Here is a 25,613-nt window from a genome sequence, read left to right as displayed (position 1 = left end):
CGTACGGTGCAGCGGACCATGCGAGGGGTCACCGGGCTCAGCGGATGGGTTGCCCGTTCAAGAGATCGACATTGCTTCACTCGAACGGATGAGTTTTAGTTCAGCGACCGCCCGGCCAGTCCGGACGGATCCGCCGGGTGGAACGCCGAGTCCTGCCGCTGCCCGGTGGTTCGAACTGAGCTCTGTACGGCAGGAGCGGGGGACCCACAGGTAAGTCGCCGGATCGGAGTTCGCGCTTTTCAGGGCGCGGACGTCCAGGACCGGCTCGGGGTGAAGCCGCACATGCGGCCGGGCAACTCCAGCCCGAACCCGACAGCTCACCTCGCAGGCGTCGGAGAGGAAAATCCCATGCCTGCACAGGCTCGTCGTTTCGTCCTGCCCCGTGTCGCCCTGCCCCGTGCCGCCCGCGTCGGCATCGCCACCGCCGTCGCCGGTGCCTCCTTCGTCCTGCCGCTGGTGACCACGATGAGTGGGCAGGCCGCCGCCGCTCCGGCCGTTCGGGTCGCCACCGCCGGCTACGTCGCTCCGCTGGCCAAGCCGGTGCTGGGCGAGGCCTACGGCGTGGCCGGTTCGATGTGGGCCTCCGGCCACCACACCGGCCAGGACTTCGTCTGCTCCACCGGCACCCCGGTGCGCGCGGTCGCCAACGGCGTCGTCGTGCAGGCCGGCAACGGCGGTGCCTACGGCAACCAGGTCGAGATCAAGCTCGCGGACGGCAAGTACGCGCAGTACGCGCACCTGTCCGTGATCGGTGTGAAGGTCGGCCAGAGCGTCACCGCCGGTCAGCAGCTCGGCCGCTCCGGCGCCACCGGCAACGTGACCGGCCCGCACCTGCACTTCGAGATCCGCACCGGTCCGAACTACGGCTCGGACATCAACCCGGTCACCTACCTGCGGGCGCACGGCGTCGCGCTCTGACCCGACCGGGTTTCAGGAACCACCGCTGCCGCGGGGGCGAATCGATCCTCCGGGATGGTCATGTCGGGTGACCGCTCGACCGGATGATCGCCGCGGCAGTGGACCTGGGCGCGGGACACGCCCACAGCCGGCCCGGCTCCACGGGACACCTCCCCCGGAGCCGGGCCGGCCATTGCCGTTTCCGGTCCCGTGCGGCGTTCGGTGTTCGGTGTTCGGTGTTTCGAGCATGGCGTCAACTCGGCTGTTTCCTGCGGTGAGAATCGCTTCTACTGGATGGATCGCTACTGCGCCGGTGCTTCGGCGCCGGCGGCCGGAGCTGTACGCGCGGATGGGGCGGATCGTGCTGGAGGACGCGGCGGAGCGTGACTCGGGCCTCAGCTCCGGTGGACCGGCAGGCCGTGCTGGGCGGCGGTGAGCAGCTCGTGCATCCGGTGGCCGAAGTCCTCGGTGTCGCAGGCGGGTTCGGGGAAGACCAGGCGGACGTCGCGGTGCCCGTGCGAGTGGTCCAGGCGCAGTACCAGGCCGTGGCGGTCCAGGGCGAGCGGGCGGACGGCCGGGTGGTGGGTGAGCAGGGCCGGGTCGAGCAGTCCGGTGAGCAGCTCGAGGGCGTCGGCGTGGTCGTCGGCCAGGTGGGTGAGCAGCGCGGCCTCGTGGCGGGCCAGCGGGTCCGGGGTGGCGAGGGCGAGGTCGGCGGCGGTGAGTGCGCCGGTTCCGTACGGGGTGGCGAGGACGGCATGGGCGACGTCCACCCGCAGGTGGACGCTCAGGCCGTCGTCGGCGAGGTGGGCCAGGTGCAGTCGGCCGGCCAGGGTGAGCCGGGCGCGGATGCGGTCGCGGACGGCGACGGGGGAGACGTCGGTGACGTCGAGCACGACGGCCAGGCCGTCGGCGGCGCCGGCGGCCGCGGCCGCGGTCAGCGGGGCGTCCAGCGGGGCGCGCAGGCGCAGCCGGGACCCGTGGACGGAGATCGGGGTGTCCAGGTCATGGTGCTCGCCGAGGGCGCGGACGGTGAGTGAGGAGGTCGCGCTGAGCAGGCTGTGGACCCGGTCAGCGGTGGTGGGCTCGGGCACCTCGGCCTCGGACGAGTTCATGGGCGAACCTCCTGATAGTTAGGTGAGGCTAACCTAATATCCCGGTGGGGTGGTGGCAAGTGCGCGAGGGCCCGGGCGCCGTGGTGGCGTCCGGGCCCTCGCGGCTCTGGTAGCGGGTCAGACGACGACGGCCTGGGCGTCGATCTCCACCAGCATGGGCTCCTGGGGGAGTTCGACGAACACCGTGGTGCGGCAGGGCTTCACCCCGCCCGGCGGGATGTTCTCCTCGATGAACTCGGCGTAGGCCTCGTTCATCAGCGGGAAGTCGGCGCGCTCGGTCAGGTAGACGCGGAACATCACCACGTCCTCGATGGTGGCGCCGCCCGCCTCGACGATGGCCTTGACGTTCTCCAGGGTGCGGCGGGTCTGCGCCTTCACGTCGCCGTGGTGGAGGTACTCGCCGGTCGCCGGGTCCTGCGGGCCCTGGCCGGAGACCTGGAGGATCGGGCCCTTGCGGACGCCCTGGGAGAACATCCAGGCGGGGGCGGGGGCGCCCTCGGTACGGATCTCGGTCTTGTCGGAGGACGCGGGGGACATGGGGCTCCTTGTGGATCCGGTGCGGTCGGTCAGATGGCCTCGGGGCGGCCGCAGTCGGCCGAGACGGCGCGCGCGGTGGCGAGCAGCTGCGGGAGGAGGTCCAGCACCTGCTCGTACGGGAGAACGACGTCGGGGACGGAGATGGACGCGGCGGCGACGACCCGGCCGGTGGCGTCCCGGATCGGGGCGGCGACGCAGTTGATGAAGGCCTCGTGCTCGGCGTGGTCCTGCGCCCAGCCCTGGGCGGCGACCTTCTCCAGCTCGGCGAGCAGCGCCTCGGGCGTGGTGAGGGTGCGTTCGGTGTGCGGGGCGAAGTCGATCCCGGCCACCACCCGGCGGCGTTCGGGCAGCGGGAGGTCGGCCAGCAGCACCTTGGACACGGCGGCGCTGTGCAGGGCGGCGCGCAGGCCGATCCGGGAGTACATCCTGACCGGGTGACGGGAGTCGAACTTGTCGATGTAGACCACCTCGCCACCCTCGTAGGCCGCCAGGTGCACGGTCTGGCCGGTGGCGGAGTTCAGCTCGGCGAGGTGCGGGGCGGCGATCCGGCGGATGCCGCGCTGCTCCAGGGCGAGGCCGGAGAGCGCGAACAGGCCGGCGCCGAGGTGGTAGCGGTACGCCGCGTCGCGGTAGACGAACCGTTCCTCCTCGAGGCTCTGGAGCAGCCGGAGCACGGTGGTCTTGTGCACGCCGAGGACCTCGGCCAGCTGGTCGAGGGAGCGCTCGCCCTCGCCGAGCTGGGCGAGGATGCGCAGGGCGCGGGTGACGGTCTGGCTCATCGGGCTCGGGCTCCGGTCGGGTGGCTGCGGTTCGTGCTCATTGTGCCCGGGCCGGATCGGCCGGCGGCCTGGTGCGGGACCCGGCCGGTGCCGTGACGGGGGCCCGGCCGGAGGGCAGGGCCGGGGAGGTGATGCCCTCGGCGGTGACCCGGGTGGCGGCCCAGTCGGCCGGGGAGGCGTCGAGCAGCGCGGCCACCACCGGGGCGGACGGCAGCTCGGCCTGGTCGCCGTGGGCGGTCAGCGCGCAGGCCGCGCCCAGGTGGCCGAGTCGCAGCCGTCCGCGCTGGTCCAGGCCGCGGAGGAGGCCGGCCAGGTACCCGGCCGCGAAGGCGTCGCCCGCGCCGGTGGCCTCCACCACCTCGACGGCCAGGGCCGGTTCGGCGACCGCGGTGCCGTCCCGCTCCAGGGCGGTGACCACCCGGGCCGCGTCCTTGACCACCACGGTGGCGGGGGAGGGGAAGCGGCGGCGCAGTGCGGCGGGCTCGTCGGTGCCGAAGGCGTCCTGGGCCTCGTCGGCGCCGAGCAGCAGCAGGCCGGCGGCGTCCAGCAGTTGTGGCAGCACGGCCGGGTCGCGGTCCCGCCAGAGCGCGGGGCGCCAGTTGAGGTCGAAGCTGACCAGCCGGTGCGGGCGGCGGTCGGCGAGCAGGGCGCGCAGCAGGGCCAGGCAGTCGTCCGAGAGCGCGGCGGTGATGCCGGACAGGTGCAGCAGGCGGGCGCCCGCCAGCAGGGCGGCGGCGGCCGGATCGGCGAGCAGGGCGGGGGAGAGCGCGGCGGCCGCGGAGCCGCGCCGGTGGTAGTGGAGGCGGCTGCGGCCGGGGCCGAGGTCGTGCCGGTGGCCGGTGGCGCCGCCGACCTCCTTGAGATAGAGGCCGGTCGGGCGGTGCGGGTCGACGGTGACGCCGGAGACGTCCACGCCGCGGGCGGAGACCTCGGCGAGCAGCCGGCGGCCGAAGCCGTCGTCACCGACCCGGCTGATCCAGGCGGTCGGCACGCCGAGCGCGGCCAGCGTGCCGGCCACGTTGGACTCCGCGCCGCCGACCGACATCCGGAAGTTCTCCACGGCCTCCAGGGGGCCCGGGCGGTCGGGCAGCAGGACGGCCATCGACTCGCCCACGCAGACGGCCGTCGGCGGAGGCCCGGGGCGGGTCGGGCCCGGGGTGTCCTGTCGCGGCATCTGCTGGGCTCCTCGTCTGCGGTCGGGTCCGTTGACCGTGATCCGGCGCCGATGCTAGAACCGTGCTGCCAGCATGTGCAACCCTCGTTGCACATGCTGCAACACGATGGATGGAGGAAGACGGTGGAGCAGACCTACGCAGGCGACGGTGGCCCGGCGGACGGCAGCGCCTTCGCGAGCGCCGCGACCGGGCCGGGGATCGCCGAAGGGGCGGTGGCGGCACTGGCCGAGGAGACCCTCGACTGGCGGTTCAAGGCGGCCCCGCCCGAGAGTTGGGGCCACACCGTCCGCGACTGGCTGGCCACCGGGCCCACCCTGTCCTCGCTCGGCACCCCGCTGCTCACCCTCGACGGCGCCGCGCTCGACCACAACGTCCGCACCATGGCCGACTGGTGCGCCAAGGCGGGCGTCGCCCTCGCCCCGCACGGCAAGACCACCATGGCGCCCGAACTCTGGCAGGCCCAACTCGCCGCCGGCAGCCACGGCATCACCCTCGCCAACCTGCCGCAGGTGCGGGTCGCCCGGGCCTTCGGCGTCCAGCGGATCCTGCTCGCCAACACCCTGCTCGACCCGGCCGGACTCGCCTGGCTCGCCGCCGAACTGGCCGCCGACCCGGGCTTCGCCTTCCTCTGCTGGACCGACTCCAGCGAGGGCGTACGGCTGATGGACGAGGCGCTGCGCGCCGCCGGGGCCGAACGGCCGGTCGAGGTGCTGGTCGAACTCGGCGGTCCGGGCGGGCGGACCGGCGCGCGCGGCGTGGACGCGGCCGTCGAGGTCGCCGCCGCCGTGCTGCGCGCGCCCACCCTCCGGCTGGCCGGCGTCGGCGGCTACGAGGGAGCCCTCGCACACGACGCCACGACCGAGGGGCTGGCCACCGTACGCGGTTACCTGAAGGCGCTCGGCGAGCTGCACGGCCGGCTCGCCGACGCCTACCCGGACGGCGTGCCGCCGGTCGTCTCGGCCGGTGGTAGCGCCTACTTCGACCTGGTGGTCGATGAGTTGGCCGCCCTGCCGGAGGCCCTCGTGGTGCTGCGCTCGGGCGCGTACATCGCCCACGACGACGGCTTCTACCGGGGCATCTCGCCGCTCGTCCGGGGCGGCGGCGACACCCCGTTCCGCGGCGCGCTGCACGGCTGGGCCCGGGTGGCCTCCCGGCCGGAGCCGCAACTGGCGCTGCTGGACGCCGGCAAGCGCGACCTGCCCTTCGACGATGGTCTGCCCGAGCCGCAACTCGTGCGCGGCGGAGCCCGGTTGACGGGAACGGCGGCGCGGATCACCGCGCTCAACGACCAGCACGCCTTCCTCCGCGACGCGGGCGACCTCGCGCCGATCGGCGCGGTGCTGCGGCTCGGCGTCTCGCACCCGTGCACGGCCTTCGACAAGTGGACCGCGATCCCGGTGCTGGACTCCGCGGACGCGGCCGAGCCGAAGGTCACCGGGCTGGTCAGGACATTCTTCTGATGCCGGAGGCGGCGAGAGGTGAGGTCTTCAAGGGGGCGACGGTCGTCGACGGAACCGGCGCCGAACGCTACCGCGCCGATGTGCGGATCGCCGACGGGCTGATCGCCGAGATCGGCACCGGACTGCACGGGCCCTCGACAGTGGACGCCGATGGGCTGGTGCTCGCCCCCGGCTTCATCGACATGCACGCCCACTCCGACCTCGCCCTGCTGCTCGAACCCGAGCACCCGGCCAAGGTCACCCAGGGCGTCACCTGCGAGGTCCTCGGCCAGGACGGCCTGTCCTACGCCCCGGTGGACGACACCACCCTGCCCGCGCTGCGCCGCCAACTGGCGGGCTGGAACGGCGATCCGGCGGACTTCGACTGGGACTGGCACGACGTCGCCGGGTACCTGGACCGGATCGACCGCACCCGGCCCGCCGTCAACGCCTGCTACCTGGTCCCGCACGGCTCGCTGCGAATGCTCGCCACGGGCTGGCAGAACCGCGCGCCCACTCCCGCCGAACTCGACCGGATGCGGCGGGAGTTGGCGAAGGGCCTGCTGGACGGCGCGGTCGGCATGTCCAGCGGCCTCAGCTACACCCCCGGGATGTACGCGGACACCGCCGAACTGGTCGAGCTGTGCACCGTGGTCGCGGCCTACGGCGGCTTCCACGCGCCACACCAACGCTCGTACGGGCGCGGCGCGTTGGAGGGCTACGCGGAGATGGTGGAGATCGCCCGGCGATCCGGCTGCGCACTGCACCTGACCCATGCCACGATGAACTTCGGCGTCAACCGCGGCCGGGCGGGGGAACTGCTGGAACTGGTCGACCGGGCACTCGCCGACGGCATCGACCTCACCCTGGACAGCTATCCCTACCTGCCCGGCTCCACCACCCTGGCTGCCCTGCTGCCGAGTTGGGCCACCGAGGGCGGCCCGGGCGCGACCCTGGCCCGGCTCGCCGACCCGGCGGACCGTGAGCGGATCCGGTGCGCGATGGAGGAGCAGGGGAGCGACGGCTGCCACGGCGTGGTCGCCGACTGGACGACGATCCAGATCTCCGGCGTCCGCTCGGAGCGGCTCGCCGGGGCGGTCGGCCGGACCGTCGCCGAACTCGCCGCCGAGCACGGGCGCGGCGGGACGGAGACCTTCCTCGACCTGCTGCGCCAGGACGAGTTGGGCACCACCGTGCTCCAGCACGTCGGGCACGAGGAGAACGTCCGGGCGGTCATGCGACACCCGACGCACACCGTCGGAAGCGACGGCCTGCTGGTCGGTGCCCGGCCGCACCCGCGCGCCTGGGGCACCTTCGCGCGCTACCTCGGCCACTACAGCAGGGAGTTGGGCGTGCTCACCCTGGAGGAGGCGGTCGCCCGGATGACCGGAAGGCCGGCCGCCCGGCTGGGACTGGACCGGCGCGGCCGGATCGCCCCCGGCTTCCACGCGGACCTGGTGCTCCTCGACCCCGGACGGGTCCGGGACGCCGCCACCTTCGAGCAACCCCGGCTGCCCGCCGAGGGCATCGAGTACGTGTACGTCAACGGCACCGCCGTCGTCCGGCAGGGTCGCACCACCGGCGCCCGGCCCGGGCGCGCCCTGCGCCGCACCGACCGAGGGACTCTGGCCCGATGAACCACCTTTCCGAGCTGTGGGACGACCCGGTGATCGCGGTGGTCCGCGCGCCCCGGATCCCGGACGCCGCCGCGCTGTGCTCCGCACTTGCCGAGGGAGGTATCAGGTTCACCGAATTCACTTACACCACACAGGATGTGACGGGCCACCTGACACGGGCGTCCGCGTCCGGATGGCGGGTCGGGGTCGGGACGGTGCTGACCGCGGAGCAGGCCGAGCGGGGGATCGACGCGGGGGCGTCGTTCCTGGTCACCCCCGGCTGCCGGCCCGAGGTCGCGCAGGCCGCGCGGGCCCGGGGAGTGCCGGTGGTGCTGGGGGCGCTCACTCCGACCGAGGTGGCCCGGGCGGTCGACCTGGGCGCCGCGGCCGTCAAGATCTTCCCGGCCCGGTCGTTCGGCCCCGGCTACTTCAAGGACCTGCGCGGCCCGTACCCGGACGTGCCGCTGGTGGCCTCCGGCGGGGTGAACGCGGGCAACGCGGCCGAGTTCCTGGCGCAGGGGGCGCTCGCGGTGTGCGCGGGCACGGACGTGGTGCCGCCGGCCGCGGTCGAGGCGGGGGACTGGGCGGAGATCACCCGGCGGGCCCGGGAGTTCACCAGGGCCTGCGCGGCGCGGGCGTAGCGCTGGCGCCCGGGGGTGAAGAAGCAGCGGAGGGCGTCGGGAGCGGGGCGTCGAGGGCGTCGCAGGGGCGTCAGGGGCGGGGTGGCGGGGCGCGGGCGGGTACGGCGGTGGTTCCGTGAAGGTGCGTGGAGGGCTGTCGGGACGGCCGGGATTGGACCAGAATCGGTGGCACCCGGCTCGGCCCGGCCCGGCCCTTCGGCTCCCGGCTCAGCCCGGCCCGTCTCGTGCTCTCGGCCCGCGCGGCCCCCGGACCCGGCAGGAGGACCCACCCCATGACCTCGACCCGCCCCGGCCCCGACTGGCTGGCCGATGCCGTCCTCTACCAGATCTACCCCCAGACCTTCGCGGACTCCGACGGCGACGGCATCGGCGACTTCGCCGGCATCGCCGAGCACCTGGACCACCTCTCCTGGCTCGGCGTGGACACGGTCTGGCTCAACCCCTGCTTCGCCTCGCCGTTCCGCGACGCCGGATACGACGTCACCGACTACCTCACCCCCGCCCCGCGCTACGGCCGCACCGAGGACCTGGTCGCACTGGTCGAGGCCGCCCGCCGCAAGGGCATCCGGATCCTGCTCGACCTGGTCGCCGGGCACACCTCCGACCGCCACCCCTGGTTCCTGGCCGCCGCCGAGGACCGGGCCGACCACCGCTACATCTGGTCGGACCGGCAGGCGGACGGCTTCGTCGCCTCACCCGGGAGCCGCCCCGGCTGGTACCTGCCGAACTTCTTCGACTGCCAGCCCGCGCTCAACTTCGGCTACGCCCGCGGTAGTTCCGAGGAGCCCTGGCGCCAGCCGGTGGACGCCGAGGGCCCGCGCGCCAACCGGGCGGCGCTGCGCGGGATCATGGCGCACTGGCTGGACCTGGGGGTGTCCGGCTTCCGGGTGGACATGGCGTACTCACTGGTCAAGGACGACCCGGGCCGGGTCGAGACCGCCAAGCTCTGGACCGAACTGCGCGACTGGCTGGACCGCGCCCACCCCCGGGCCGCGCTGCTCGCCGAGTGGGGCGAGCCGGCCGCCGCCGTTTCAGCGGGGTTCCACGCGGACTTCTTCCTGCACTTCGGCGGGAACGACCACGGCCTTCCGCTGCGCTCGCTGTGGAACAACGGCGGCGGCACGGTGGAGGAGTTCTGGCAGCAGGGCCCGTGCTACTTCGAGGCCGAGGGCCGCGGCACCCCGCAGACCTTCCTGGACGCCTGGCGCTCCGCCGCCGAACTCACCGAGGGCGACGGGTACATCGTGCTGCCCACCGCCAACCACGACTTCTCCCGGCTCGCCACCGGCCCCCGTTCGGGCGAGCAACTCGCCCCCGCCCTCGCCTTCCTGTTCACCTGGCCGACCCTGCCCGCGGTGTACTACGGCGACGAGATCGGCATGCGCTACCTGCCCGGGCTGCCGGACGTCGAGGGCAGCGTGCTCGGCCCTCGCTACAACCGGGCGGGCTCGCGGACGCCGATGCAATGGGCGCCGGGCCCGTCGGCCGGGTTCTCGGCCGCGACTCCCGACCGGTTCTACCTGCCGGTGGACCCGGACCCGCGGCGGCCGGACGTGCTCTCCCAGCGGGCCGACCCGACGTCGCTGCTGCACACCGTCCGGCGGCTGATCTCGCTGCGCCGTGCCCACCCGGGGCTGGGAACGGCCGGCGGGGTTGAGGTGCGGCACGCCGGGTACCCGCTGGTGTACGTCCGGTCCGGGCGGTACCTGGTCGCCGTGAACCCGCGCCGGGAGCCGGGGGTGGTCCGGGTGGCGGACGGTACCGGCGATGGGCGCCCGGTGCGGCCGCTGGAGGTGCAGGGCGTGCGGGTGGTGGACGGAGAGCTGCGGGCGGACGGTTTCTCGTACGGCGTGTTCGAGCTGGGCTGAGCGGACGGTCCGGCGGGCGCCGGACCGTCCCGGAGAGTGGCCCCGGCTTCCGATCGATGTCGGATAGTTGTAAGCTACATCCACAGATGGTTGCATTTACCACCTGCATTGGTTGTATTTGCCACCTTGATCGAAAAGATTCGCCGGAGGACGGTACGAACGCCATGAGCACACCCCAGACCACCGCGGCAGCGCCCACCCTGGGGCACTCGCTCAAGCACCTCGCCGTCCACCTGCTCACCCCGCTGCTGATGTGTCTCGGCATGGCCCTCGCCTACCAGGGCGCCTTCCACCAGCCGGAACCCCACCACCTCAAGGTCGCCGTGGTCGGGGCCGGCCCCCAGGCGCACGGCCTGGCCCAGGCGATCCAGGGCAAGGCCGGCGACGCGCTGGACGTCCGCACCGTCGACGACCGCGCCACCGCCGAGCAGCAGCTGCGCGAGCGAGACCTGGTCGGCGCCTTCGTGCCCGACGCCAGGAGTCCCGAGCTGATCGTGGCCAAGGGCAACTCGGACACCTCGGTGGTGGCCGCCACGGCGGTGTTCACCAACGTCACCGACAAGCAGGGCGTCCCGCTGCACGTCACCGACCTCACCACCCTCGCCGAGGGCGACCCGACCGGCCAGGGCCTGTTCTTCCTGCTGGTCGCGCTGAGCATCGGCTCCTACGCCAGCGTCGCGGCGATCGGCGCCGCCGGTGCCGGGCTGAGCCTGCGGGTCCGGGCGCTGGTCGGAGTGGCGGTCTCGCTGGTGGTCAGCGTGATCGGGATCGTCACCGCCGGGCCGGTCTTCCACGTCGTCGACCACGACTACGCCGCGATCTGGGCGCTGGGCTGGCTCTACTCCGCAGGCATCGTCCTGATCGGCATCGGCCTGCACAGCTTCCTGAAGAAGTGGACCACGCTCGCGCTGATGGTGCTGTTCGTGATGCTCAACTTCACCTCCTCCGGCGGCATCTACCGGCCCGAGCTGCAGAACGGCTTCTTCGGGAGCCTGCACGGCTTCTGGACCGGCGCCGGCTACCTGGAGGGCGCGCGCAGCATCATGTACTTCGACGGCGGCGCCGGCCTCGGCGGTCACGTGCTGACCCTGGTGGTGTGGCTGCTGCTGGGCGGGGCGGCCCTGGTGGCCGCGGCGCTGTACGAGGGCCGCGGGCGCCGTCCGGTGGAGACGCCGGTGGAGGCCGAGGAGGAGATGGAGGAGGCGGTCGCGATCTGAGGACCGCCGACTGCGGGGCGCGCGTCCGACTGCGGGGCGACCGTCCGACCGCAGAACCTCGAAGGCTTCACCCGGCGCCACGGGCATCGCGCCGGGTGGGGATCGGAGGCCCGCGCCCGGCCTTGGACAAGCCGGGCGCGGGCCCGCTCGCGCCTGAACCGCGGATCCGCTGGTCGCTGTCCGCGAGCCCGTTGGTCATTGGCCGCGGGCCCGCCGGTCGCTCTACCGCCGTCGGGCCGGTGGCCGCGTGAAGCAGCAGTCCCCGCAGAGCCCCGCACCCGGACCGATCCGGTAGTAGAGGCAGCAGCTCGTCCGCCGGAACGCCGCGCCGTGCGGGCCGGTGAGCAGTGTGCCGGAACCCGCCAGCGGCGGACGGTCCAGTAGCTGTGCGACCAACTCCCGGGCCGCGCCCGGGGCATGGGCGTCCAGCATCCGGAGCGTACCGGCCAGCGCGGAGGCGGCGTTGCCGCGCAGCAGGCGCGCCGCGAGCGGCACGGCGGCGCGCACCGCTTCGGCCAGTGGCTCCAACTGCCCGACCAGTACGGCCTGGTGCAGCTGGTCGACGAGACCGCCGAGGGTGGGGCGGATCGGTTCCGGCGGCGTCCAGAGGTCGATCGGCCCCTGGTCCGGGACCCGCACCCAGGCGTGCTCCAGCGTCGGGACCGTCCCCAGTAGCACGGCCGACCCCAGGCCCACCGACCAGAAGCGGGCGGCCAGACCGAGGTGCAGGATCGAGGCGGCGACCCGGAGTTCGGCCGTACCCAGGCGCTGCGCCACCACCCGGATCCGGGCCGCGAGCGGCGCGTCCGGGCCGGTGCCGTACAGCTCGGGGAGGGGGCGGAAGCCGGGCGGCGGGGTGGTGGCGGTCGAGGTGTGGAGGGCGAAGTAGGGGCCGACAGCGGCGAGTCGGGCGTAGTCGGGGTGCCGAGGTGCGAGGCCCGGCTGGGGGGAGGTGCCCGGCGGGGGCTGGGGCGCGGGGTTCAACGGCCCTCCCCTGTGCGGTCGTTGGACCCCGCGCCCGGCTTCGGTCGGCCCGGGGGTGGTCGGGCGGTCGGGGAGCATCGGTGCCTCCAGGGGGTCCGGGTGATCGGGCAGGTGGTGACACCCCGGCCCGGCGTGCCGGAAGGCCCTGGTCAGGCGGTGCTCAGGCGGAGGTCAGCCGCGCACGGTGAAGTCGCCACCGGTCGTGCGGATGAACGGTACCGTGCCCTGGCAGTCCGAGACCGGCGCGCCGAAGAAGCCCCAGATCCAGCCGATCCGGTCCCCGTGCCGGCCGTGGTCCTCCACCGAGAGCGCCACCTTCTGGCCGACCACCGGCTTGCCAGGGAACCACGGCGCCTCGCCCCTGGTGACCACGCCCGTGGCGATGGCCTCCCGGCCGCCGACGGCCAGGCAGGTGATGTCCCCCTCGAAGTCGGCGACCAGCCGGCCGTCGGTGTGCACGTGGCGGACGTGGAAGTGGCCGCGGGTGGTCTCCGAGGGCTTGAGGGTGTCGGCGCGGGCGTCGATCGTGAACTGGACCGGGTCGCCCTCGAAGGTGCTGAAGCCGGAGCCGAGAACGGTGTCACCGGTGCCGTGCAGGCTCACCGACGCATCGGTCGCGGCGACCGGTCCCGCCGAGGAGGTCGGCGGCCCTGATGGGGCCGGTGCCCCGGCGGAGGCCGGGGCGGCGGTGGCGACCGTCGCCGCCAGGAGACAGAGCACGGCCGCGGTGACGGCGGGACGGCGGTTCACGATGGTTCATCCTCCTGTGCGGGGTCGTTCCGACGGCAACGAGTCTCCCGCGGGAGGGTCGGGCAAACCTCCCGCCAGGGAGGGGAGTTGGCTCCACCTGGGGGAGGAGGCCCGCCTCCCCCGGGAGAGCTGCCCGTAGTCTCGGCGGTGTGCGTACCGATCCACTGACCCGCCCCGACCGGTCCCGGCGTTGGCCCACCGTCACCGCCGCCCTCCTGCTGTTCGCGCCCGCCGCGCTCGCGCACCCGGGGGACCGCGGCGCGGCCCTGTTGCTCGCCCTGACGGCCGCGCTGGCCGCCGTGGTGGCGCTGCTGGCGTGGCCGCTCGGCCGGGTCACGCTCGCCACCGCGGCCGGCGCGGCCGCCGGGGCCTCGCTGCTGGTCGACCTGTGCTACCCGGGGCCCTACCGGCTGCCCGCGTTCTGGGCGCCGTTCGAATGGCTCGCGCTGATCGGTGTGCTGTTCCGGGCTGTCCGCAGGCTTCCCGACCGCTGGGCCGGGCCGATCGGCGGACTGGTCGGCCTCGCGGCCGTGGTGCTGCCGCTGCGGTTCGCCCTCCGGATGCCCCAGGGCGGCGCGGCCGGGCCGGTGGGTGGCGTGCTGTTCTCCCTGCTGCCGGTGCTCGGGGTCGGCGGAGCGAGTCTCTACCTGCGCGTCCTGGACGCCCGCCGGGAACGGGCCGTAGCCCGGGCCAGGCGCGAGCAGCGGCTCGAAGTCGCGCGCGGACTGCACGACTTCGTCGCCCACGAGATCACGGGCATCGTGCTGGAGGCCCAGGCCGGCCAGCTCCCGGGGCCGGAGACGGAGGAGACGGCGACGCTGCTGCGCCGGCTGGAGGAGGCGGGGCTGCGTGCGCTGGACTCGATGGACGAGATGGTCGGCGCGCTGCGCGGGGACCAGGAGGCGGCCGGAACCACCCGCCGCCCCGGTCTGGCCGATCTGCCGGAGCTGGTGGCCCGCTTCGGGACGAAGGGCGGTCCGCGCGCCACCGTCGATCTGGCCCCGGGGGTCGTCGGACTGCTCTCCGCCGAGGCCCAGGCCACCGCGTACGCCGTCGTCCTGGAGGCCCTGACCAACGTCCGCCGCCACGCCCCGCAGGCCGCCGTGGTGACGGTCCGGGTGGCCCCCGAGCCGGATGGCCGCGCGGTACGGCTGACCGTCGGTGACACCGGTGGGCCGGCCACCCGGAGGCTCCGGCTGCGCCGCCGCCCCGGCACCGGCGGTACCGGCCTGGCCGGCCTCGCGGCCCGTGCCGCCGCCCACGGCGGCACCCTGACCTCCGGCCCGCTCGGCCCGTCGGGCTGGGAGGTGTGCTGCACTCTGCCGGGGAGGTGACGGCTGACGGACGGAGGAGCGGAGGGAGGTCCACTGGATGCGTTCATGACGGCCGGCCTCACCGGGCGGAGGTGAACCGCGCCGGAGCGGCGGCGTGGACTTTCCCGAGCGTGAACTTCCCCGCCTGCCGGGTCGTGCGGAAGACTGCCGGGCGTGACGAGTACGAACGGTGGGTGTCCGCGGGTGATCCGGGTGTTGGTCGCGGACGACCAGGAGGCCGTGCGGCGCAGCGTGCGGCGGATCCTGGAGGCGCAACCGGACATCGAGGTGGTGGGCGAGGCCGTCGACGGGCTGGCCGCGCTGGAGCTGGCGGCCGACCTGCGGCCGGACGTCGCGCTGGTGGACATCCGGATGCCGAGGCTGGACGGGCTGGAGGTGACCAGGCGGCTGTCCGGCTCGGTGCGGGTGGTGGTGCTGACCACCTTCGACCTGGACGAGTACGTCTACCCGGCGCTGCAGCACGGCGCGGCCGGATTCCTGCTGAAGCGTTCCGGCCCGTCCTTGCTGGCCGAGGCGGTGCGGGCGGCGGCGAACGGCGAGAGCCTGATCAGTCCGTCGGTGACGGTGCGGCTGCTGAAGCACGTGACGGCGCCGCGTCGGCCGGCCCGGTCGGCCGCACCGGTGGTGGCGCTGACCGAGCGGGAGGTGGAGATCGCGGGACACGTCGCGGCGGGCCGGACCAACGCCGACATCGCGGCCGAACTGTTCATCTCCGCGGGGACGGTGAAGACCCACGTGGCCAGCATCCAGCGCAAGCTGGGCGTGGCGAACCGGGTCGGGATCGCGGTGCACGCCTGGGAGATGGGGTACCCGGTGCCGCAGTAGCGGGCGGTCGCGGGGGCGGTTGCGGGGGCGGTCACGGCTGCGGTCGCGCGAATGGACGCGTCCACGGAGCCGAGGGGATGCTCCGTGGACGCGCGGAACCTACGAGGTGGGGGTGGCTTACGGACTTGACGTCCTCCAGCCGGTAGTTCGATCGTCGACCGAGGTAGTTCCCAGCGGCAGACCCTGATCCGTCTCGACCTGTCGCCACTGCCTCCTGCGGTCGAACTTCCTTCAGCTACCTCGCAGGTCCATCTCCCATCATGCGCCTCCCGCGACGTGTGCACCAGGGGTCAAGGGGACGAATTCGGGCAAATTTCGCAAGTCGGGGCGATGTGCCTCGGCCTTGCGGCTTCGGCCGCTCGGAGTCCGAGCCGCTTACGGCTTCGGCCACCCGTCGACGGAGCTCAGCGTCCGGTGGTACGGCCCGTCCGGTCCGGTGCTGCGGTAGTCCTCGGCGCTGCTGCCGGTGCGGACGGTGCGGTCGCCGTCGTGCCGCTGGGCGGTGGGTCGCAGGGTGTGGTCGACGGTGGAGCGCTCGGTGACGTGGTTTCCGGTCGAGGTGGTGGCCTCGCGGTGGTAGCCGAGGTCCATCGCGGTGTTCTGATCGGTGTTCCCGGCCGCGTCGTGGGTCACCTTGTAGGTGACGTCCAGCGGTTCGCCCTCGTGCACGGTGGTGGTGCGGTGCGGTCCGCCGCCCCAGGTGGCGGTGGTGCGGGTGAGGTCGGTGCCGTTGTGCAGCGTCACGTCGTTGCCGCCATCGCGCAGTTGCTGGGCGGAGCTGAACGAGAGGTCGTCGCGGACCTCGGTGGTGATCCGGCCGTGCGAGGTCTGCACCCAGCCGCGGGCGAGATCGTGCCGGGCCGCGGTGACGGTCCAGTCGCCGCTGCCGCCGCCGTGGTCGGTGAGCTCGGTGCCGACGGTCGCCTCGGGGGCGACGCGGTAGTCGGTGAGCTGTCCGGAGGTGCGGGCGGCGCCGTGATCGACCTCGGCGAACAGGTTGACCTGGCCCGTCCAGACGTCGTTGCTCTGCGCCTCGGCCGCGTTGACCGTGATGCCGAGGCTGTGCGGGCGGCCGTCGAGCAGCAGGCCGGCGTACGGGGTGAGGTCGAGCCGGTAGGCGGGCAGGTCGAAGGCGAAGATGCCCGGGACCGGCCGCCACAGCAGGGGGTCCCAGCCGCCGGTGTAGATCACCGGGTACGGCCAGACCGCGCCGGCCACCCGGCCGTCCACGGTGAGCCGCAGCTCGCGGAACGGGCCCTTGCCGCAGGCGCCGATCGAGGGGTTGGCGGCGACGAAGGCGTCCGGTGCGGAGGCGTACGCGAACTCCTCGCAGGCGCCGCCGCCCCGGGCGTAGACCTCGGCGGTCAGGCGCTCCAGGTTCGGCGGGAAGGTGAGGTCCTTGCCGGTGCTCGGGGCGGCCTGGGTGAGCGAGAACGGGCCGGTGGTGAGGACCTGGTCGGCGTTGTGGGTGGCGGGCCAGCGGTCGTCGGCGGTGTAGAAGGTCAGGCTCGCCGAGATCTTGTAGACACCGGTGTAGGTGGCGTCGGTGACGTTGGCGAGGTCGAAGGAGAACGGCTGCGGGCCGGCCGTGAACAGCGGGGCGTAGCGGGTGAGATCGCGTTCGACGTTCCACTGGATGCCGTCCTTGGACGGCTCCGGGGTGGAGGACAGCAGCACCTGGACGCCGCCGACGCGGACGCTGAAGATCCGGTCGAACTGCCGCCCGGCGACCTGTCCGTGGATGTCCAGGACCACGGCGGACCAGGGGCCGGCGCAGGCGGCGGGCGGGGTGAGAGTGGCGGTGTACGGGGTGTCTGGCGGGTTTCCGTAGCCGTTGCGGAACTCGCGGTCGCGCATCACGTCGACGGTGCAGGAGCGGGTGTCGGGGCGGGTGAGCGGCTTGGTGGCGGTGACCGGGTCGTGGTAGTCGCTGCCGAAGTCGGCGTGGGCGGGGGCGGCGGCGGTGAGGGTGCCGGACAGGGCGAGGGCGGCGGCGCCGATCAGTCCGGCGACGCGGCGCAGTACGGGCGTTCGGGACTCGGGACGCCGGGTCATGGGCATCCGGGACTCGGTTCGGCCGAGTGCGGGCGTTCGGGACTCGGGACGGCGGAACAGGGAGCGCAGGGCCAAGGTGGATCCCCGGGGTCGTCGGGCGGTCCGTCGGCGCGCGACGGGCCGGGTGGGTGATCCGGGCATCCTTTCGGCGGTGGCATGTGAGCGTCAAGGGCTGCTGCCGGAGGCTCTGGGCTTCCACAACTCCGGTGGTGCCTATGGTCGGTTCAGTCTTCCGGGGCTGAGGTCCGGTGGCTCCTACCGGTCCTCCAGCTTCGCCGCCTCCTGCCGGATCACGTTGCGCAGCGTCGCCAGCGCAGGCCGCCGGTCGTCCGTGCGCCACTGCATCTCCAGCGGCAGGGTGGCCCGCCCCTCCAGCCGTACGGTGGCCACGTCCTCGGTGAGGTGGCCGGTCAACGAGCCGGGCACCAGCGAGAAGGCGCGGTTGCGGGCGAGCAGGTACAGCCGGGAGCCGACGATCCGCGGCGGACTGACCAGCACCGGCGGGTCGACGCCGCGCTCCGCGCACAGGCCGAGCACGTGGTCGTAGTACCGGGGGTGCTGCTCGCGCGGCCACAACAGCAGTGGGAGGTCGCGCAGTTCGGTCAGCCCCAGGCTCACCCGCCCGGCCAGCGGGTGGTCCCGGCCGAGGGCGACCCGGACCGGCTCGTCGGCGATCCGCTCCAGCCGGTAGCCGGACACCTCCTCCAGGAAGCGGCCGAGGCCGATGTCGGCGAGCTCGCCGGCCAAGGTGGCGGAGACCTGCCCGGTGTCGACGGCGAGTTCGGCGGTGTCGAGCGCGGGCAGCTCCTGCTCCGCGCGGCTGACCACGGCGGGCAGCAGTCGGTTCACCACGCTCGGCGAGGCGACGATCCGGGCCGTCCCCAGTCGGGACTCCTCGTGCAGCCGGACCCGGGTCAGCAGAGCCCCCGCCTGTTCGAGCAGCCGCGCGCTCTCGGCGGCCATCACCTCGCCGGCCCCGGTCAGCGCGACCGAGCGGCGGCTGCGGTCGAACAGCTCCACGCCGACGGTCCGCTCCAGCCGGGCGACCTCCTGGCTGACCGTCGGCTGCGAGATGTGCAGCCGCTCGGCGGCCCGGCCGAAGTGCAGCGTCTCCGCGACGGTCAGGAAGACCTCCAGCTGACGCAAGGTGAAGCCCATGAGGATCAGCCTAGTGAGAACCAATAGCTGACCACCTATCGAAAACCCCAGGACTCATTCTGGTTTCCGATCCGAACCGTCCATACGCTGATCGTCGCGTTGCCCCACCGCAGTGGCATCTCACAGGAAGCTCGCATCATGACCGGACTGCCCCGCAGCACCGCCGGCACTGCCGGCATTCCCAGCACGGCCGGCGCCCCCGGCACCGGCAGCGCCACCAGCGGCACCGCCGCCATCCGGATCTCCGAGGAGGTCGTGCAGGCCGTCGCCGACGGCCGTCCGGTGGTCGCCCTGGAGTCGACGATCTTCACCCACGGCCTGCCGCGGCCCCGCAACCTGGCGGTCGCGCTGGAGGCCGAGGAGCAGCTGCGCGGGGCGGGAGTCGTGCCGGCGACCATCGGCGTGCACTCGGGCGTCCCCACGGTCGGTCTGAGCGCCGAGCAGATCACCGAACTGGCCGCCACCGACGGCCTGGACAAGGTCAGCCTGCGCGACCTGCCCGTCGTCGCCGCGCTCGGACGCCACGGTGGCACCACGGTCGCCGCCACGGCCTTCCTCGCCCACCGCGCGGGCGTGCGGGTCTTCTCCACCGGCGGCCTGGGCGGCGTCCACTTCGGCGCCTCGGAGAGCTTCGACGAGTCCGCCGACCTGACCACCCTGGCGGCCACGCCGGTCACCGTGATCAGCGCGGGCGTGAAGTCCATCCTCGACATCCGGGCCACCCTGGAGCGCTTCGAGACCCTCAACATCCCGGTCATCGGCTACCGCACCACCAAGTACCCCGGCTTCTACGTCACCGACTCCGGCCACGAGATCAACTTCGCCGTCCGGTCGCCCGAGGAGGCCGCCGCCGTCATCGACGCCCGTGACCGGCTCGACCTGCCGCAGGCCGTCCTGGTCGCCAACCCGGTCGACCCCGCCAAGCAACTGCCGCCGGAGGAGCTGGACGGCATCCTGGCCCGGGCCCGGGCCGAGGCCGAGCGCCGGGGCATCACCGGCAACGCCTCCACTCCGTTCCTGCTCGACCACATCCAGCGTGACACCGGCGGCCGCAGCCTGGAGGTCAACGTCGAGGTCTACCGCGGCAACGTCCGCCTCGGTGGCGAGATCGCCGTCGCCCTGGCCGCCCGGGCCGGTGGGTCCGCTCCCGCGTCCACCGGGGCCTGACCCGTGCTCGGGGTGCTCGGCGACCTCGTGGAGGACATCGTGGTCTGGGCCGACGGCCCGCTGCGCCACGGCACCGACTCCGGGGCCCGGGTGTTCCGCCGGCGCGGTGGCAGCGCGGCCAACGTCGCCTGCTTCGCCGCCGGGCAGTACCCGGTCCGCTTCCTCGGCTGCGTCGGCGCGGACCCGGTCGGGGACGGCGTCGTCGCCGAACTCGGCGGCCACGGCGTGGACGTACGGGTGCAGCGGCACGGCCGGACCGGCAGCATCGTGGTGCTGATCGACCCGGACGGCGAGCGCACCATGCTGCCCGACCGCGGTGCGGCCAAGCTGCTGGAACGCGCCCCGGACGAGTGGCTGGCCGGCCTGACCCACCTGCACGTGCCCGCCTACTCCTTCGACGGCGAGCCGGTCGGACGGACGGCGGTCGACGCGCTCGCCCGGGTCCGGCAGGCGGGCGGCACCACGTCGGTGGACGCCTCCTCCACCGGGATGCTGGAGCAGTTCGGACGGGAGCGGTTCCTCGCCCTGCTGGTCGGGTTGGCGCCGACCTTCGTGTTCGCCAACCGCTCGGAGTCGGCCTTCCTCGGCCTGCTGGTGGACGGCCTGCCCGGGCCGGAGCGCGCCCGACTGGGCGCCACCACGGTGGTCACCAAGTCGGGGGCGGAGCCGACGACGGTCGACGTGCCGGGCGAGGACCTGTTCACCGTGCCGGTGCCACCCGTCGCCGAGGTACGTGACCTCACCGGGGCCGGGGACGCCTTCGCGGCGGGCTTCCTGGCCGGGTTCCTGAGGAACGGGGACCTGCGGCTGGCGGCCGGGCTCGGGCACCGCAGCGCGGCCCGGGTCCTGGGCTCGCCGGGGGCCTCGCTCGGCGGCGGCGGGGGCGGGTGCGGGGGCGGGTGCTAGGAGACGTCGGCGGTGCGGTTCCGGCCGGCCAGGGGAGTACTACGTCCGTAGTACTACTTCTGTAGTGCGTCCTTGTGGAGGAAGCGCTTCAGCTTCTGCCAGGTCCAGGCGTTGATCACGTCCTCGGTGGTGAGCCAGCCGCGCTGCGCCGTACCGATGCCGAAGCGCGGGTAGGCGAGGTGGCCGGTGGCGTGCGCGTCGCTGTCGATCGAGAAGCGCACGCCGTGCCGCTTGGCCCGCAGGACGTCCTCGTCGCGCAGGTCGAGGCGCTGCGGGGAGCTGTTGATCTCGATCGCGGTTCCGGTGCGCGCGGCGGCCTCGAACACCGCGTCCAGGTCGACGTCGATCGGTCCGCGCCGGCCGATCCGCCGGGTGGTGAGGTGGCCGATGATGTGGACGTACGGGTTCTCGCAGGCGCGGATCAACCGGCGGGTCTGGGCGGCGCGGTCGAGGTTGAAGTGCGAGTGCACGGAGGCCACGCAGACGTCGAAGCCGCCCAGGAACTCGGGTGGCCAGTCCACGCCGCCGTCCGGGCCGATGTTCAGCTCGGTGCCGTGCAGCAGGCGCAACTTCTTGTGGCGGTCGGCGAGTCGGCGCAGTTCCTCGCGCTGGGCGAGCATCTTCTCGTTCGTCATCCGCTGCATCACCAGGTCCGGCGCGTGGTCGGTGACGGCGTAGTAGGAGTAGCCGCGGGCCGCGGCCGTGTCGATCATCTCGGTGAGGGTGGCCAGGCCGTCGGTCAGGTCGGTGTGGGTGTGCAGGTCGCCGCGCAGGTCCGACTCCTCGATGAGGTCAGGGAGTTCACCGTTCAGCGCGGCCTCGATCTCGCCGCGGTCCTCGCGCAGCGTCGGCGGGATCCAGGGCAGGCCGAGGGCCGCGTACACCTCGTCCTCGGTCGCGGAGACCACCTTGGTGCCTTCTGTCCTGGCGCCCTGTGCCCCCTTCGCGCCCTGTGCTCCCTTGGTGCCTTCCGTCTTGGCGCCCTGTGCTCCCTTGGCACCCTTCCGGGCGTCGCCGTCGACCTCGAACAGGCCGTACTCGGAGAGCTTCAGCCCGGCCCGCACCGCCATCGTGCGCAGCTTGATGTTGTGCGCCTTCGAGCCGGTGAAGTAGACCAGAGCGGCGCCCCAGTCCTCCTCGGGCACGACCCTCAGGTCCACCTGGATCCCCTGGGTGGTGAGGACCGAGGTCTTGGTCGGTCCGCTGCCGATCACCTCGGCCACGTACGGGAGTTCGGTGAGTGCGGCCATCAGCGGAGCGGAGTCGGCGGCGGTCGCCAGCACGTCGATGTCGCCCACCGTCTCGCGCATCCGGCGCAGCGAACCCGCGTACGCGCAGCGGGTGCAGCCGGGGACGGCGGAGAGCGCCTCGACCAACTGCTCGGCCAGCTCGGTGGCGGTGTCGAGCAGGGTCCGTCCGCCGGACTGCCGCATCAGCTCGATGCCGTGCAGGATCTTCTCGCCGCTGCGCTCGCCGAAGCCGGCCACGCCGGCCAGCCTGTCGGCGCGGATCGCCTCGGCGAGCTCCTCCACGGAGGCGATGCCGAGGTCCCGGTAGAGGGCGAGGGCACGCTTCGGGCCGACGCTGGGGACGGCCATCATCTCCCGGACGCCGGACGGGATCTTGGCACGCAGGGACTCGAGCGCCGGGATCCTGCCGGTCGCGAGGTACTCGGCGATCTTCTCGGCGGTGGACTTGCCGACGCCGGGGATCTGCTGCAGTCCCTTGACGTCCAGATCGGCCAGGTCCTCGGGGTGGCCGCCGACGGCTCGGGCGGCCTTCTCGTAGGCGCGGGCCCGGAAGGCGTCCCCACCGGTGATGTTGATCAGGTCGGCGTACTCCTGGAGCAGTTCTCCGACCTGGTCGTTGAGCCGGGGCATGGGGCAAGTCTAGGTTCGGCGGCCGACGTTCGCCGCGCGGCGCGGGCCGATCGGTGACGCGGGTCGATCGGTGGGGCACGCCGACCGGTGGCGCGGGCGGATCGGCGGGGCGGGCGGGGAGCGGCGGTGTGGGCCGGCCGGTCAGTCGTAGGCGACCGTCAGCAGGAGCACGACGGTCAGGCCGCCGCCGGGTGTCGGCTCGACCACGAGTCGCCCGCCCGCCGCCAGCACCAGGCTGTGCAGCGCCGGGCCGACCGGCTCGGAAGGCCGCACGCCTGCGAGCAGCCACTCGCGGGCCTCGGGCGGCTCGTACGTGCCGCGGTCGGATATCCGTATCTCCACTCGTTCCCGGCGGTGCGCGGTCGTGCCCCGTCCGACCCCGGTCCGGGGCGCCGTCGGTCCGGTGCGCCTGATGTCCGCCCGGACCAGCACCCGGCCGCCCAGAGGGCTGCGCCGGATCGCATGGTCGACCAGCCCGGCCACCGCGGCCTCCATCCGGCGGGCGTCCCCGGCCACCACCGGCAGCCCGGGCGCCAGCCGGACCGTGACGGCCGCCGCCCGCCCGCCGCCGCGCAGCACCCGGCGCACCACCTCGGCGACCTGGACGTGCCGCGCCTGCGGCTCGCACCCGGCCTGGCGGCCGGTCCAGCGCAACTGGTCGAGTTCCGTCCTGGACAGCGTCCGGGGGCCGGCCATCGCGACCGGCGGGTACGGGCCGAGGCCCCCCGGTGTGCCCGCAGCGCCCTTGCGTTCGGCGCCGCCCGCGCCGCCCGCGCCGCCGAACGCACCGAGCGCCCGAGCCCCCGAAGCGACGTAGCCCCAGAGCTTCCCGCGTGCCATTGCCCTGCCCCTCGTGCCTGACCGGCGGCCGTCGTAGAGTCCGCGGCCGACCGGGGCGGGCCGCTTCCCTGGCCCTGCTGCCAGCCTGCTCCTCCTCCGCCCGGGTGACAATCCGGCTCCGGGACCCGTACCCGGCCCCGGCCCCCGCCGAGCGGCGGGTGGGTGGCCCGTCGACCGGCGGGGACGCCGGGCGCGAGCCAGTCGGTAGACCGGCCGTGGCCCGCTCGCGGGGCGCAATGGCGCGCTCGACGAGCGCAAAGGATCCTTCGCAAAAAGGGCTTTGCAAACAGATCTTTGTGGTCCTAGTCTCCTGCTATGACCGAAGACCGCGGCTGGATGCACAGTGACGACCCGCACGTCGTCCTCACTGCCAAGGGCATGAAGGCGATGGCCCACCCCGTGCGGATGCGACTGGTCGGGCTGCTGCGCAAGCACGGCCCGTCCACGGCGACCAGGCTCGCCGAGCAGCTCGGGCTCAACTCCGGAGCCACCAGCTACCACCTGCGCCAGCTCGCCGCCGCGGGCTTCGTGGAGGAGGACGCGGAGCGCGGCAACGCCCGGGAGCGGTGGTGGCGTTCGGCACACCGGATGACGGTCTGGACGGGGGAGGACATGGCGGACGAGGAGCCCGAGACGGCCGTCGGCTTCCTGCGCGCCGTGTTGGCCGGCCACACCCTGACCGGGCAGCGCGTGCTCGACTCCTTCGAGACGATGCCCAGGGAGTGGCGCAAGGCGGTCGACTTCAGCGACATGCTGCTGCAGATCACGCCGGGCGAGGCCGAGCAGCTCACCGCTGAGTTGTCCGCGGTCCTCCGGCGCTACCGGCGGGTCGGCGCCGAGGGGCCGGTGCCGGAGGGCAGCGAGCAGGTCTCCGTGGTGGTCCACGTGCTTCCCGATGCCCAGGGGCCGTCCGAACCCGCCGAGGGGAGTGCCGAATGACCACCGTCGCCGCTCCGCCGGTGCGCAGCCTGCGGCCGCTGGTCGGGGTGCTCGCAGCCACGGCGGTCTCCCTGACCGGGACACGGGTCTCCGCCATCGCCCTGCCCTGGTTCGTCCTGGCCACCACCGGCAGCGCCACCCTGACCGGCCTGGTCGCCTTCGCCGAGATGACGCCGTACGTCCTGGTCAAGGCGCTGACCGGGCCGTTGGTCGACCGGCTCGGGCCGCGCGTGGTGTCCTGGACGACGGACGCCGCGAGCGCCGTCGCGGCCGGGCTCGTTCCGCTGCTGCACGCCCAGGGACTGCTGCCGTTCTGGACGCTGCTGGTGATGGTCGCGGTGATCGGTGCGATGCGCGGGCCGGGGGACTTGGCCAAGTCGGTCATGGTCCCGGAAGCGGCCGACCGCGCCCGGGTGCCGATGGAGCGGGCCACCGGGCTGTCCGGCGTCACCGAGCGGCTGGCCTCCACGATCGGGCCGGCGGTCGGTGGCGGGCTGGTCGCGTTGGTGGGGCCGCTGGCCGGGCTGGCGGTCAACGCGGGCACCTTCGCGCTCGGATCGCTGATCATCGCCCTGGCGCTGCCACCCGGCATGGGGCGCTCGGCCGTCCCGGAGGCGGCTTCAAGCACGGTCCCCGTCGAGCCGGACCAGCGCGACGGCGGCTACTGGCGGATGTTCCGGGAGGGCTTCGGCTTCCTGCGGACGGAACCGCTGCTGCTCACCGTCACCATCATGGTCGGCATCACCAACCTGCTCGACGCCGGGTTCTCGACCGTCCTGCTCCCGGTCTGGGCCCGGGAGTCCGGCAACGGCCCGGCTGGTATCGGGCTGATCGGCAGTGTCCTGGGCGTCACCGCGGTGGCCGGCAGCCTGATCGCGGCCACGCTCGCCCACCGGCTGCCCCGGCGTACGGTCTTCTTCGTCGGCTTCCTGCTCGCCGGGGCGCCTCGCTACCTGGTGCTCGCGTTGGACGCGCCGATGTGGGCGGTGGTCGCGGTCTTCGCCGTGGGTGGCTTCGGGTCCGGATTCCTCAACCCGATCCTCGGCGCGGTCCTCTTCGAACGGGTGCCCCGCCACCTGCTCGGCCGCGTCCACGCCCTCAGCGACTCCCTGGCCTGGGCCGGCATCCCTCTCGGGGGCCTCCTCGCGGGCGCGGCGGTCGCTCTGGTGGGCCTGATACCCAGCCTGCTCACGGCCGGGGTCCTGTACTTCGCCACCACCACGCTGACCGGACTGCGGCCGGAGTGGCGGGAGATGGACCGCCAGCGCGGGCACGGGCGTGCCGAGGCCGGTGAGCAGGTGACGGACGGCGCGGAGGACGCGCTGGAAGCGGCACGGCCGTAGGGGGCGGGCATCGAACGACGGACGGGCTGGGGCAGGGCGAAAGCCCACCCTTCATCGACGGTTCGCGGGCGGGTGTCCCGCCCAGTGGAGGAGTAGGAGGCTGGCCAAGGCGGCGAGGGCGCACCAGGTGGAGACGAACGCGATCGCCAGA

At 73.8% G+C, this 25,613-nt stretch carries 21 protein-coding genes, 1 pseudogene and 1 riboswitch; of the genes and pseudogenes, 12 read left to right on the top strand and 10 right to left on the bottom strand.

Features of this window, described 5'->3' with window-relative positions; translation table 11 throughout:
- The first annotated feature begins 168 nt into the window (after nucleotides 1-168).
- A riboswitch (cyclic di-AMP (ydaO/yuaA leader) is annotated at nucleotides 169-346 on the top strand.
- Nucleotides 347-552: 206 nt separating this feature from the next.
- Nucleotides 553-918: pseudogene (locus BOQ63_RS11205) on the top strand (M23 family metallopeptidase); the annotation flags it as partial.
- A gap of 374 nt (nucleotides 919-1,292) precedes the next feature.
- Here BOQ63_RS11205 and BOQ63_RS11200 read toward each other — a convergent pair.
- From BOQ63_RS11200 to BOQ63_RS11185, 4 genes are all read right to left on the bottom strand, one after another.
- Complete coding sequence (locus tag BOQ63_RS11200; protein WP_072654165.1) at nucleotides 1,293-2,009, bottom strand: DUF2470 domain-containing protein; 717 nt, start codon at nucleotides 2,007-2,009, stop codon at nucleotides 1,293-1,295.
- A gap of 117 nt (nucleotides 2,010-2,126) precedes the next feature.
- Nucleotides 2,127-2,546: a RidA family protein gene (locus BOQ63_RS11195; RefSeq protein ID WP_030288392.1), complete on the bottom strand. Its 420-nt coding sequence runs from the start codon at nucleotides 2,544-2,546 to the stop codon at nucleotides 2,127-2,129.
- Between the two features lie 29 nt (nucleotides 2,547-2,575).
- Nucleotides 2,576-3,325, bottom strand: a complete 750-nt coding sequence (locus tag BOQ63_RS11190; RefSeq protein WP_030288394.1) for an IclR family transcriptional regulator — start codon at nucleotides 3,323-3,325, stop codon at nucleotides 2,576-2,578.
- 37 nt (nucleotides 3,326-3,362) lie between these two features.
- The gene (locus BOQ63_RS11185; RefSeq protein WP_150475810.1) at nucleotides 3,363-4,499 is read right to left on the bottom strand and encodes a sugar kinase; all 1,137 of its coding nucleotides are present in this window, start codon (nucleotides 4,497-4,499) and stop codon (nucleotides 3,363-3,365) included.
- Between the two features lie 123 nt (nucleotides 4,500-4,622).
- Between BOQ63_RS11185 and BOQ63_RS11180 the strand changes: the two genes are divergently transcribed.
- The 5 genes from BOQ63_RS11180 (at nucleotide 4,623) to BOQ63_RS11160 (ending at nucleotide 11,281) form a co-directional block, all read left to right on the top strand.
- The gene (locus BOQ63_RS11180; protein ID WP_318299359.1) at nucleotides 4,623-5,960 is read left to right on the top strand and encodes a type III PLP-dependent enzyme domain-containing protein; all 1,338 of its coding nucleotides are present in this window, start codon (nucleotides 4,623-4,625) and stop codon (nucleotides 5,958-5,960) included.
- Nucleotides 5,960-7,576: an N-acyl-D-amino-acid deacylase family protein gene (locus BOQ63_RS11175; RefSeq protein ID WP_072654164.1), complete on the top strand. Its 1,617-nt coding sequence runs from the start codon at nucleotides 5,960-5,962 to the stop codon at nucleotides 7,574-7,576. Before BOQ63_RS11180 ends, BOQ63_RS11175 begins: the two co-directional genes overlap by 1 nt.
- On the top strand, nucleotides 7,573-8,196 hold the full coding sequence (locus BOQ63_RS11170; protein WP_030288402.1) for a bifunctional 4-hydroxy-2-oxoglutarate aldolase/2-dehydro-3-deoxy-phosphogluconate aldolase: 624 nt from the start codon (nucleotides 7,573-7,575) through the stop codon (nucleotides 8,194-8,196). The genes BOQ63_RS11175 and BOQ63_RS11170 overlap by 4 nt, the downstream gene beginning before the upstream one ends.
- Before the next feature lie 272 nt (nucleotides 8,197-8,468).
- Nucleotides 8,469-10,064, top strand: a complete 1,596-nt coding sequence (locus BOQ63_RS11165) for an alpha-amylase family glycosyl hydrolase (RefSeq protein WP_072654163.1) — start codon at nucleotides 8,469-8,471, stop codon at nucleotides 10,062-10,064.
- Between the two features lie 164 nt (nucleotides 10,065-10,228).
- Nucleotides 10,229-11,281, top strand: a complete 1,053-nt coding sequence (locus BOQ63_RS11160; RefSeq protein ID WP_072654162.1) for an ABC-2 transporter permease — start codon at nucleotides 10,229-10,231, stop codon at nucleotides 11,279-11,281.
- Nucleotides 11,282-11,503: 222 nt separating this feature from the next.
- Here the strand turns inward: BOQ63_RS11160 and BOQ63_RS11155 are convergent, their stop codons facing one another.
- Nucleotides 11,504-12,265, bottom strand: coding sequence for a (2Fe-2S)-binding protein (locus tag BOQ63_RS11155; protein ID WP_223885900.1), 762 nt, complete (start codon nucleotides 12,263-12,265; stop codon nucleotides 11,504-11,506).
- 171 nt (nucleotides 12,266-12,436) lie between these two features.
- Entirely contained in the window at nucleotides 12,437-13,015 is a 579-nt protein-coding gene (locus BOQ63_RS11150) for a hypothetical protein (RefSeq protein ID WP_050366413.1), read from the bottom strand.
- 149 nt (nucleotides 13,016-13,164) lie between these two features.
- Here BOQ63_RS11150 and BOQ63_RS11145 point away from each other — a divergent pair, with 149 nt between their 5' ends.
- Nucleotides 13,165-14,349 (top strand): sensor histidine kinase, encoded by a 1,185-nt coding sequence (locus BOQ63_RS11145; protein WP_050366412.1) that lies wholly within the window; start codon nucleotides 13,165-13,167, stop codon nucleotides 14,347-14,349.
- 153 nt (nucleotides 14,350-14,502) lie between these two features.
- Nucleotides 14,503-15,174, top strand: a complete 672-nt coding sequence (locus BOQ63_RS11140) for a response regulator (protein ID WP_272868951.1) — start codon at nucleotides 14,503-14,505, stop codon at nucleotides 15,172-15,174.
- 375 nt (nucleotides 15,175-15,549) lie between these two features.
- Here BOQ63_RS11140 and BOQ63_RS11135 read toward each other — a convergent pair whose 3' ends face one another.
- Nucleotides 15,550-17,229: a peptide-N4-asparagine amidase gene (locus BOQ63_RS11135; protein ID WP_072654160.1), complete on the bottom strand. Its 1,680-nt coding sequence runs from the start codon at nucleotides 17,227-17,229 to the stop codon at nucleotides 15,550-15,552.
- A 255-nt stretch (nucleotides 17,230-17,484) separates the two neighbouring features.
- Nucleotides 17,485-18,387: a LysR family transcriptional regulator gene (locus BOQ63_RS11130; RefSeq protein ID WP_051747156.1), complete on the bottom strand. Its 903-nt coding sequence runs from the start codon at nucleotides 18,385-18,387 to the stop codon at nucleotides 17,485-17,487.
- A 138-nt stretch (nucleotides 18,388-18,525) separates the two neighbouring features.
- On the opposite strand from BOQ63_RS11130, the gene BOQ63_RS11125 reads away from it, so the two are divergent.
- Both BOQ63_RS11125 and BOQ63_RS11120 read left to right on the top strand, forming a co-directional pair.
- Nucleotides 18,526-19,554, top strand: coding sequence for a pseudouridine-5'-phosphate glycosidase (locus BOQ63_RS11125; protein WP_078867550.1), 1,029 nt, complete (start codon nucleotides 18,526-18,528; stop codon nucleotides 19,552-19,554).
- Nucleotides 19,555-19,557: 3 nt separating this feature from the next.
- The gene (locus BOQ63_RS11120; RefSeq protein ID WP_030288423.1) at nucleotides 19,558-20,460 is read left to right on the top strand and encodes a carbohydrate kinase family protein; all 903 of its coding nucleotides are present in this window, start codon (nucleotides 19,558-19,560) and stop codon (nucleotides 20,458-20,460) included.
- Nucleotides 20,461-20,513: 53 nt separating this feature from the next.
- On the opposite strand, the gene BOQ63_RS11115 is transcribed toward BOQ63_RS11120, so the two are convergent.
- Both BOQ63_RS11115 and BOQ63_RS11110 read right to left on the bottom strand, forming a co-directional pair.
- On the bottom strand, nucleotides 20,514-22,340 hold the full coding sequence (locus tag BOQ63_RS11115; RefSeq protein WP_072654158.1) for a DNA polymerase/3'-5' exonuclease PolX: 1,827 nt from the start codon (nucleotides 22,338-22,340) through the stop codon (nucleotides 20,514-20,516).
- Between the two features lie 141 nt (nucleotides 22,341-22,481).
- On the bottom strand, nucleotides 22,482-23,180 hold the full coding sequence (locus tag BOQ63_RS11110) for a sensor histidine kinase (RefSeq protein WP_030288427.1): 699 nt from the start codon (nucleotides 23,178-23,180) through the stop codon (nucleotides 22,482-22,484).
- Nucleotides 23,181-23,495: 315 nt separating this feature from the next.
- Between BOQ63_RS11110 and BOQ63_RS11105 the strand changes: the two genes are divergently transcribed.
- Nucleotides 23,496-24,119 carry an ArsR/SmtB family transcription factor gene (locus BOQ63_RS11105; protein ID WP_030288429.1) on the top strand — a complete coding sequence of 208 codons (624 nt, stop codon included), beginning with the start codon at nucleotides 23,496-23,498 and terminating at the stop codon, nucleotides 24,117-24,119.
- The gene (locus BOQ63_RS11100; protein ID WP_030288430.1) at nucleotides 24,116-25,462 is read left to right on the top strand and encodes an MFS transporter; all 1,347 of its coding nucleotides are present in this window, start codon (nucleotides 24,116-24,118) and stop codon (nucleotides 25,460-25,462) included. The genes BOQ63_RS11105 and BOQ63_RS11100 overlap by 4 nt, the downstream gene beginning before the upstream one ends.
- Nucleotides 25,463-25,613 lie beyond the last annotated feature (151 nt).

The organism is Streptomyces viridifaciens (assembly GCF_001888885.2).
Classification (GTDB): Bacteria; Actinomycetota; Actinomycetes; order Streptomycetales; family Streptomycetaceae; genus Kitasatospora; species Kitasatospora aureofaciens.
The sequence above is the reverse complement of the archived record's forward strand: the minus strand, read 5'-3'. Positions and strand labels throughout refer to the sequence as shown.

Coding starts and splice junctions, on each gene's coding strand:
- BOQ63_RS11200 (WP_072654165.1), bottom strand. CDS start 2,009: ATGAACTCGTCCGAGGCCGAGGTGCCCGAGCCCACCACCGCTGACCGG.
- BOQ63_RS11195 (WP_030288392.1), bottom strand. CDS start 2,546: ATGTCCCCCGCGTCCTCCGACAAGACCGAGATCCGTACCGAGGGCGCC.
- BOQ63_RS11190 (WP_030288394.1), bottom strand. CDS start 3,325: ATGAGCCAGACCGTCACCCGCGCCCTGCGCATCCTCGCCCAGCTCGGC.
- BOQ63_RS11185 (WP_150475810.1), bottom strand. CDS start 4,499: ATGCCGCGACAGGACACCCCGGGCCCGACCCGCCCCGGGCCTCCGCCG.
- BOQ63_RS11175 (WP_072654164.1), top strand. CDS start 5,960: ATGCCGGAGGCGGCGAGAGGTGAGGTCTTCAAGGGGGCGACGGTCGTC.
- BOQ63_RS11170 (WP_030288402.1), top strand. CDS start 7,573: ATGAACCACCTTTCCGAGCTGTGGGACGACCCGGTGATCGCGGTGGTC.
- BOQ63_RS11165 (WP_072654163.1), top strand. CDS start 8,469: ATGACCTCGACCCGCCCCGGCCCCGACTGGCTGGCCGATGCCGTCCTC.
- BOQ63_RS11160 (WP_072654162.1), top strand. CDS start 10,229: ATGAGCACACCCCAGACCACCGCGGCAGCGCCCACCCTGGGGCACTCG.
- BOQ63_RS11135 (WP_072654160.1), bottom strand. CDS start 17,229: ATGACCCGGCGTCCCGAGTCCCGAACGCCCGTACTGCGCCGCGTCGCC.
- BOQ63_RS11130 (WP_051747156.1), bottom strand. CDS start 18,387: ATGGGCTTCACCTTGCGTCAGCTGGAGGTCTTCCTGACCGTCGCGGAG.
- BOQ63_RS11125 (WP_078867550.1), top strand. CDS start 18,526: ATGACCGGACTGCCCCGCAGCACCGCCGGCACTGCCGGCATTCCCAGC.
- BOQ63_RS11115 (WP_072654158.1), bottom strand. CDS start 22,340: ATGCCCCGGCTCAACGACCAGGTCGGAGAACTGCTCCAGGAGTACGCC.
- BOQ63_RS11110 (WP_030288427.1), bottom strand. CDS start 23,180: ATGGCACGCGGGAAGCTCTGGGGCTACGTCGCTTCGGGGGCTCGGGCG.
- BOQ63_RS11105 (WP_030288429.1), top strand. CDS start 23,496: ATGACCGAAGACCGCGGCTGGATGCACAGTGACGACCCGCACGTCGTC.
- BOQ63_RS11100 (WP_030288430.1), top strand. CDS start 24,116: ATGACCACCGTCGCCGCTCCGCCGGTGCGCAGCCTGCGGCCGCTGGTC.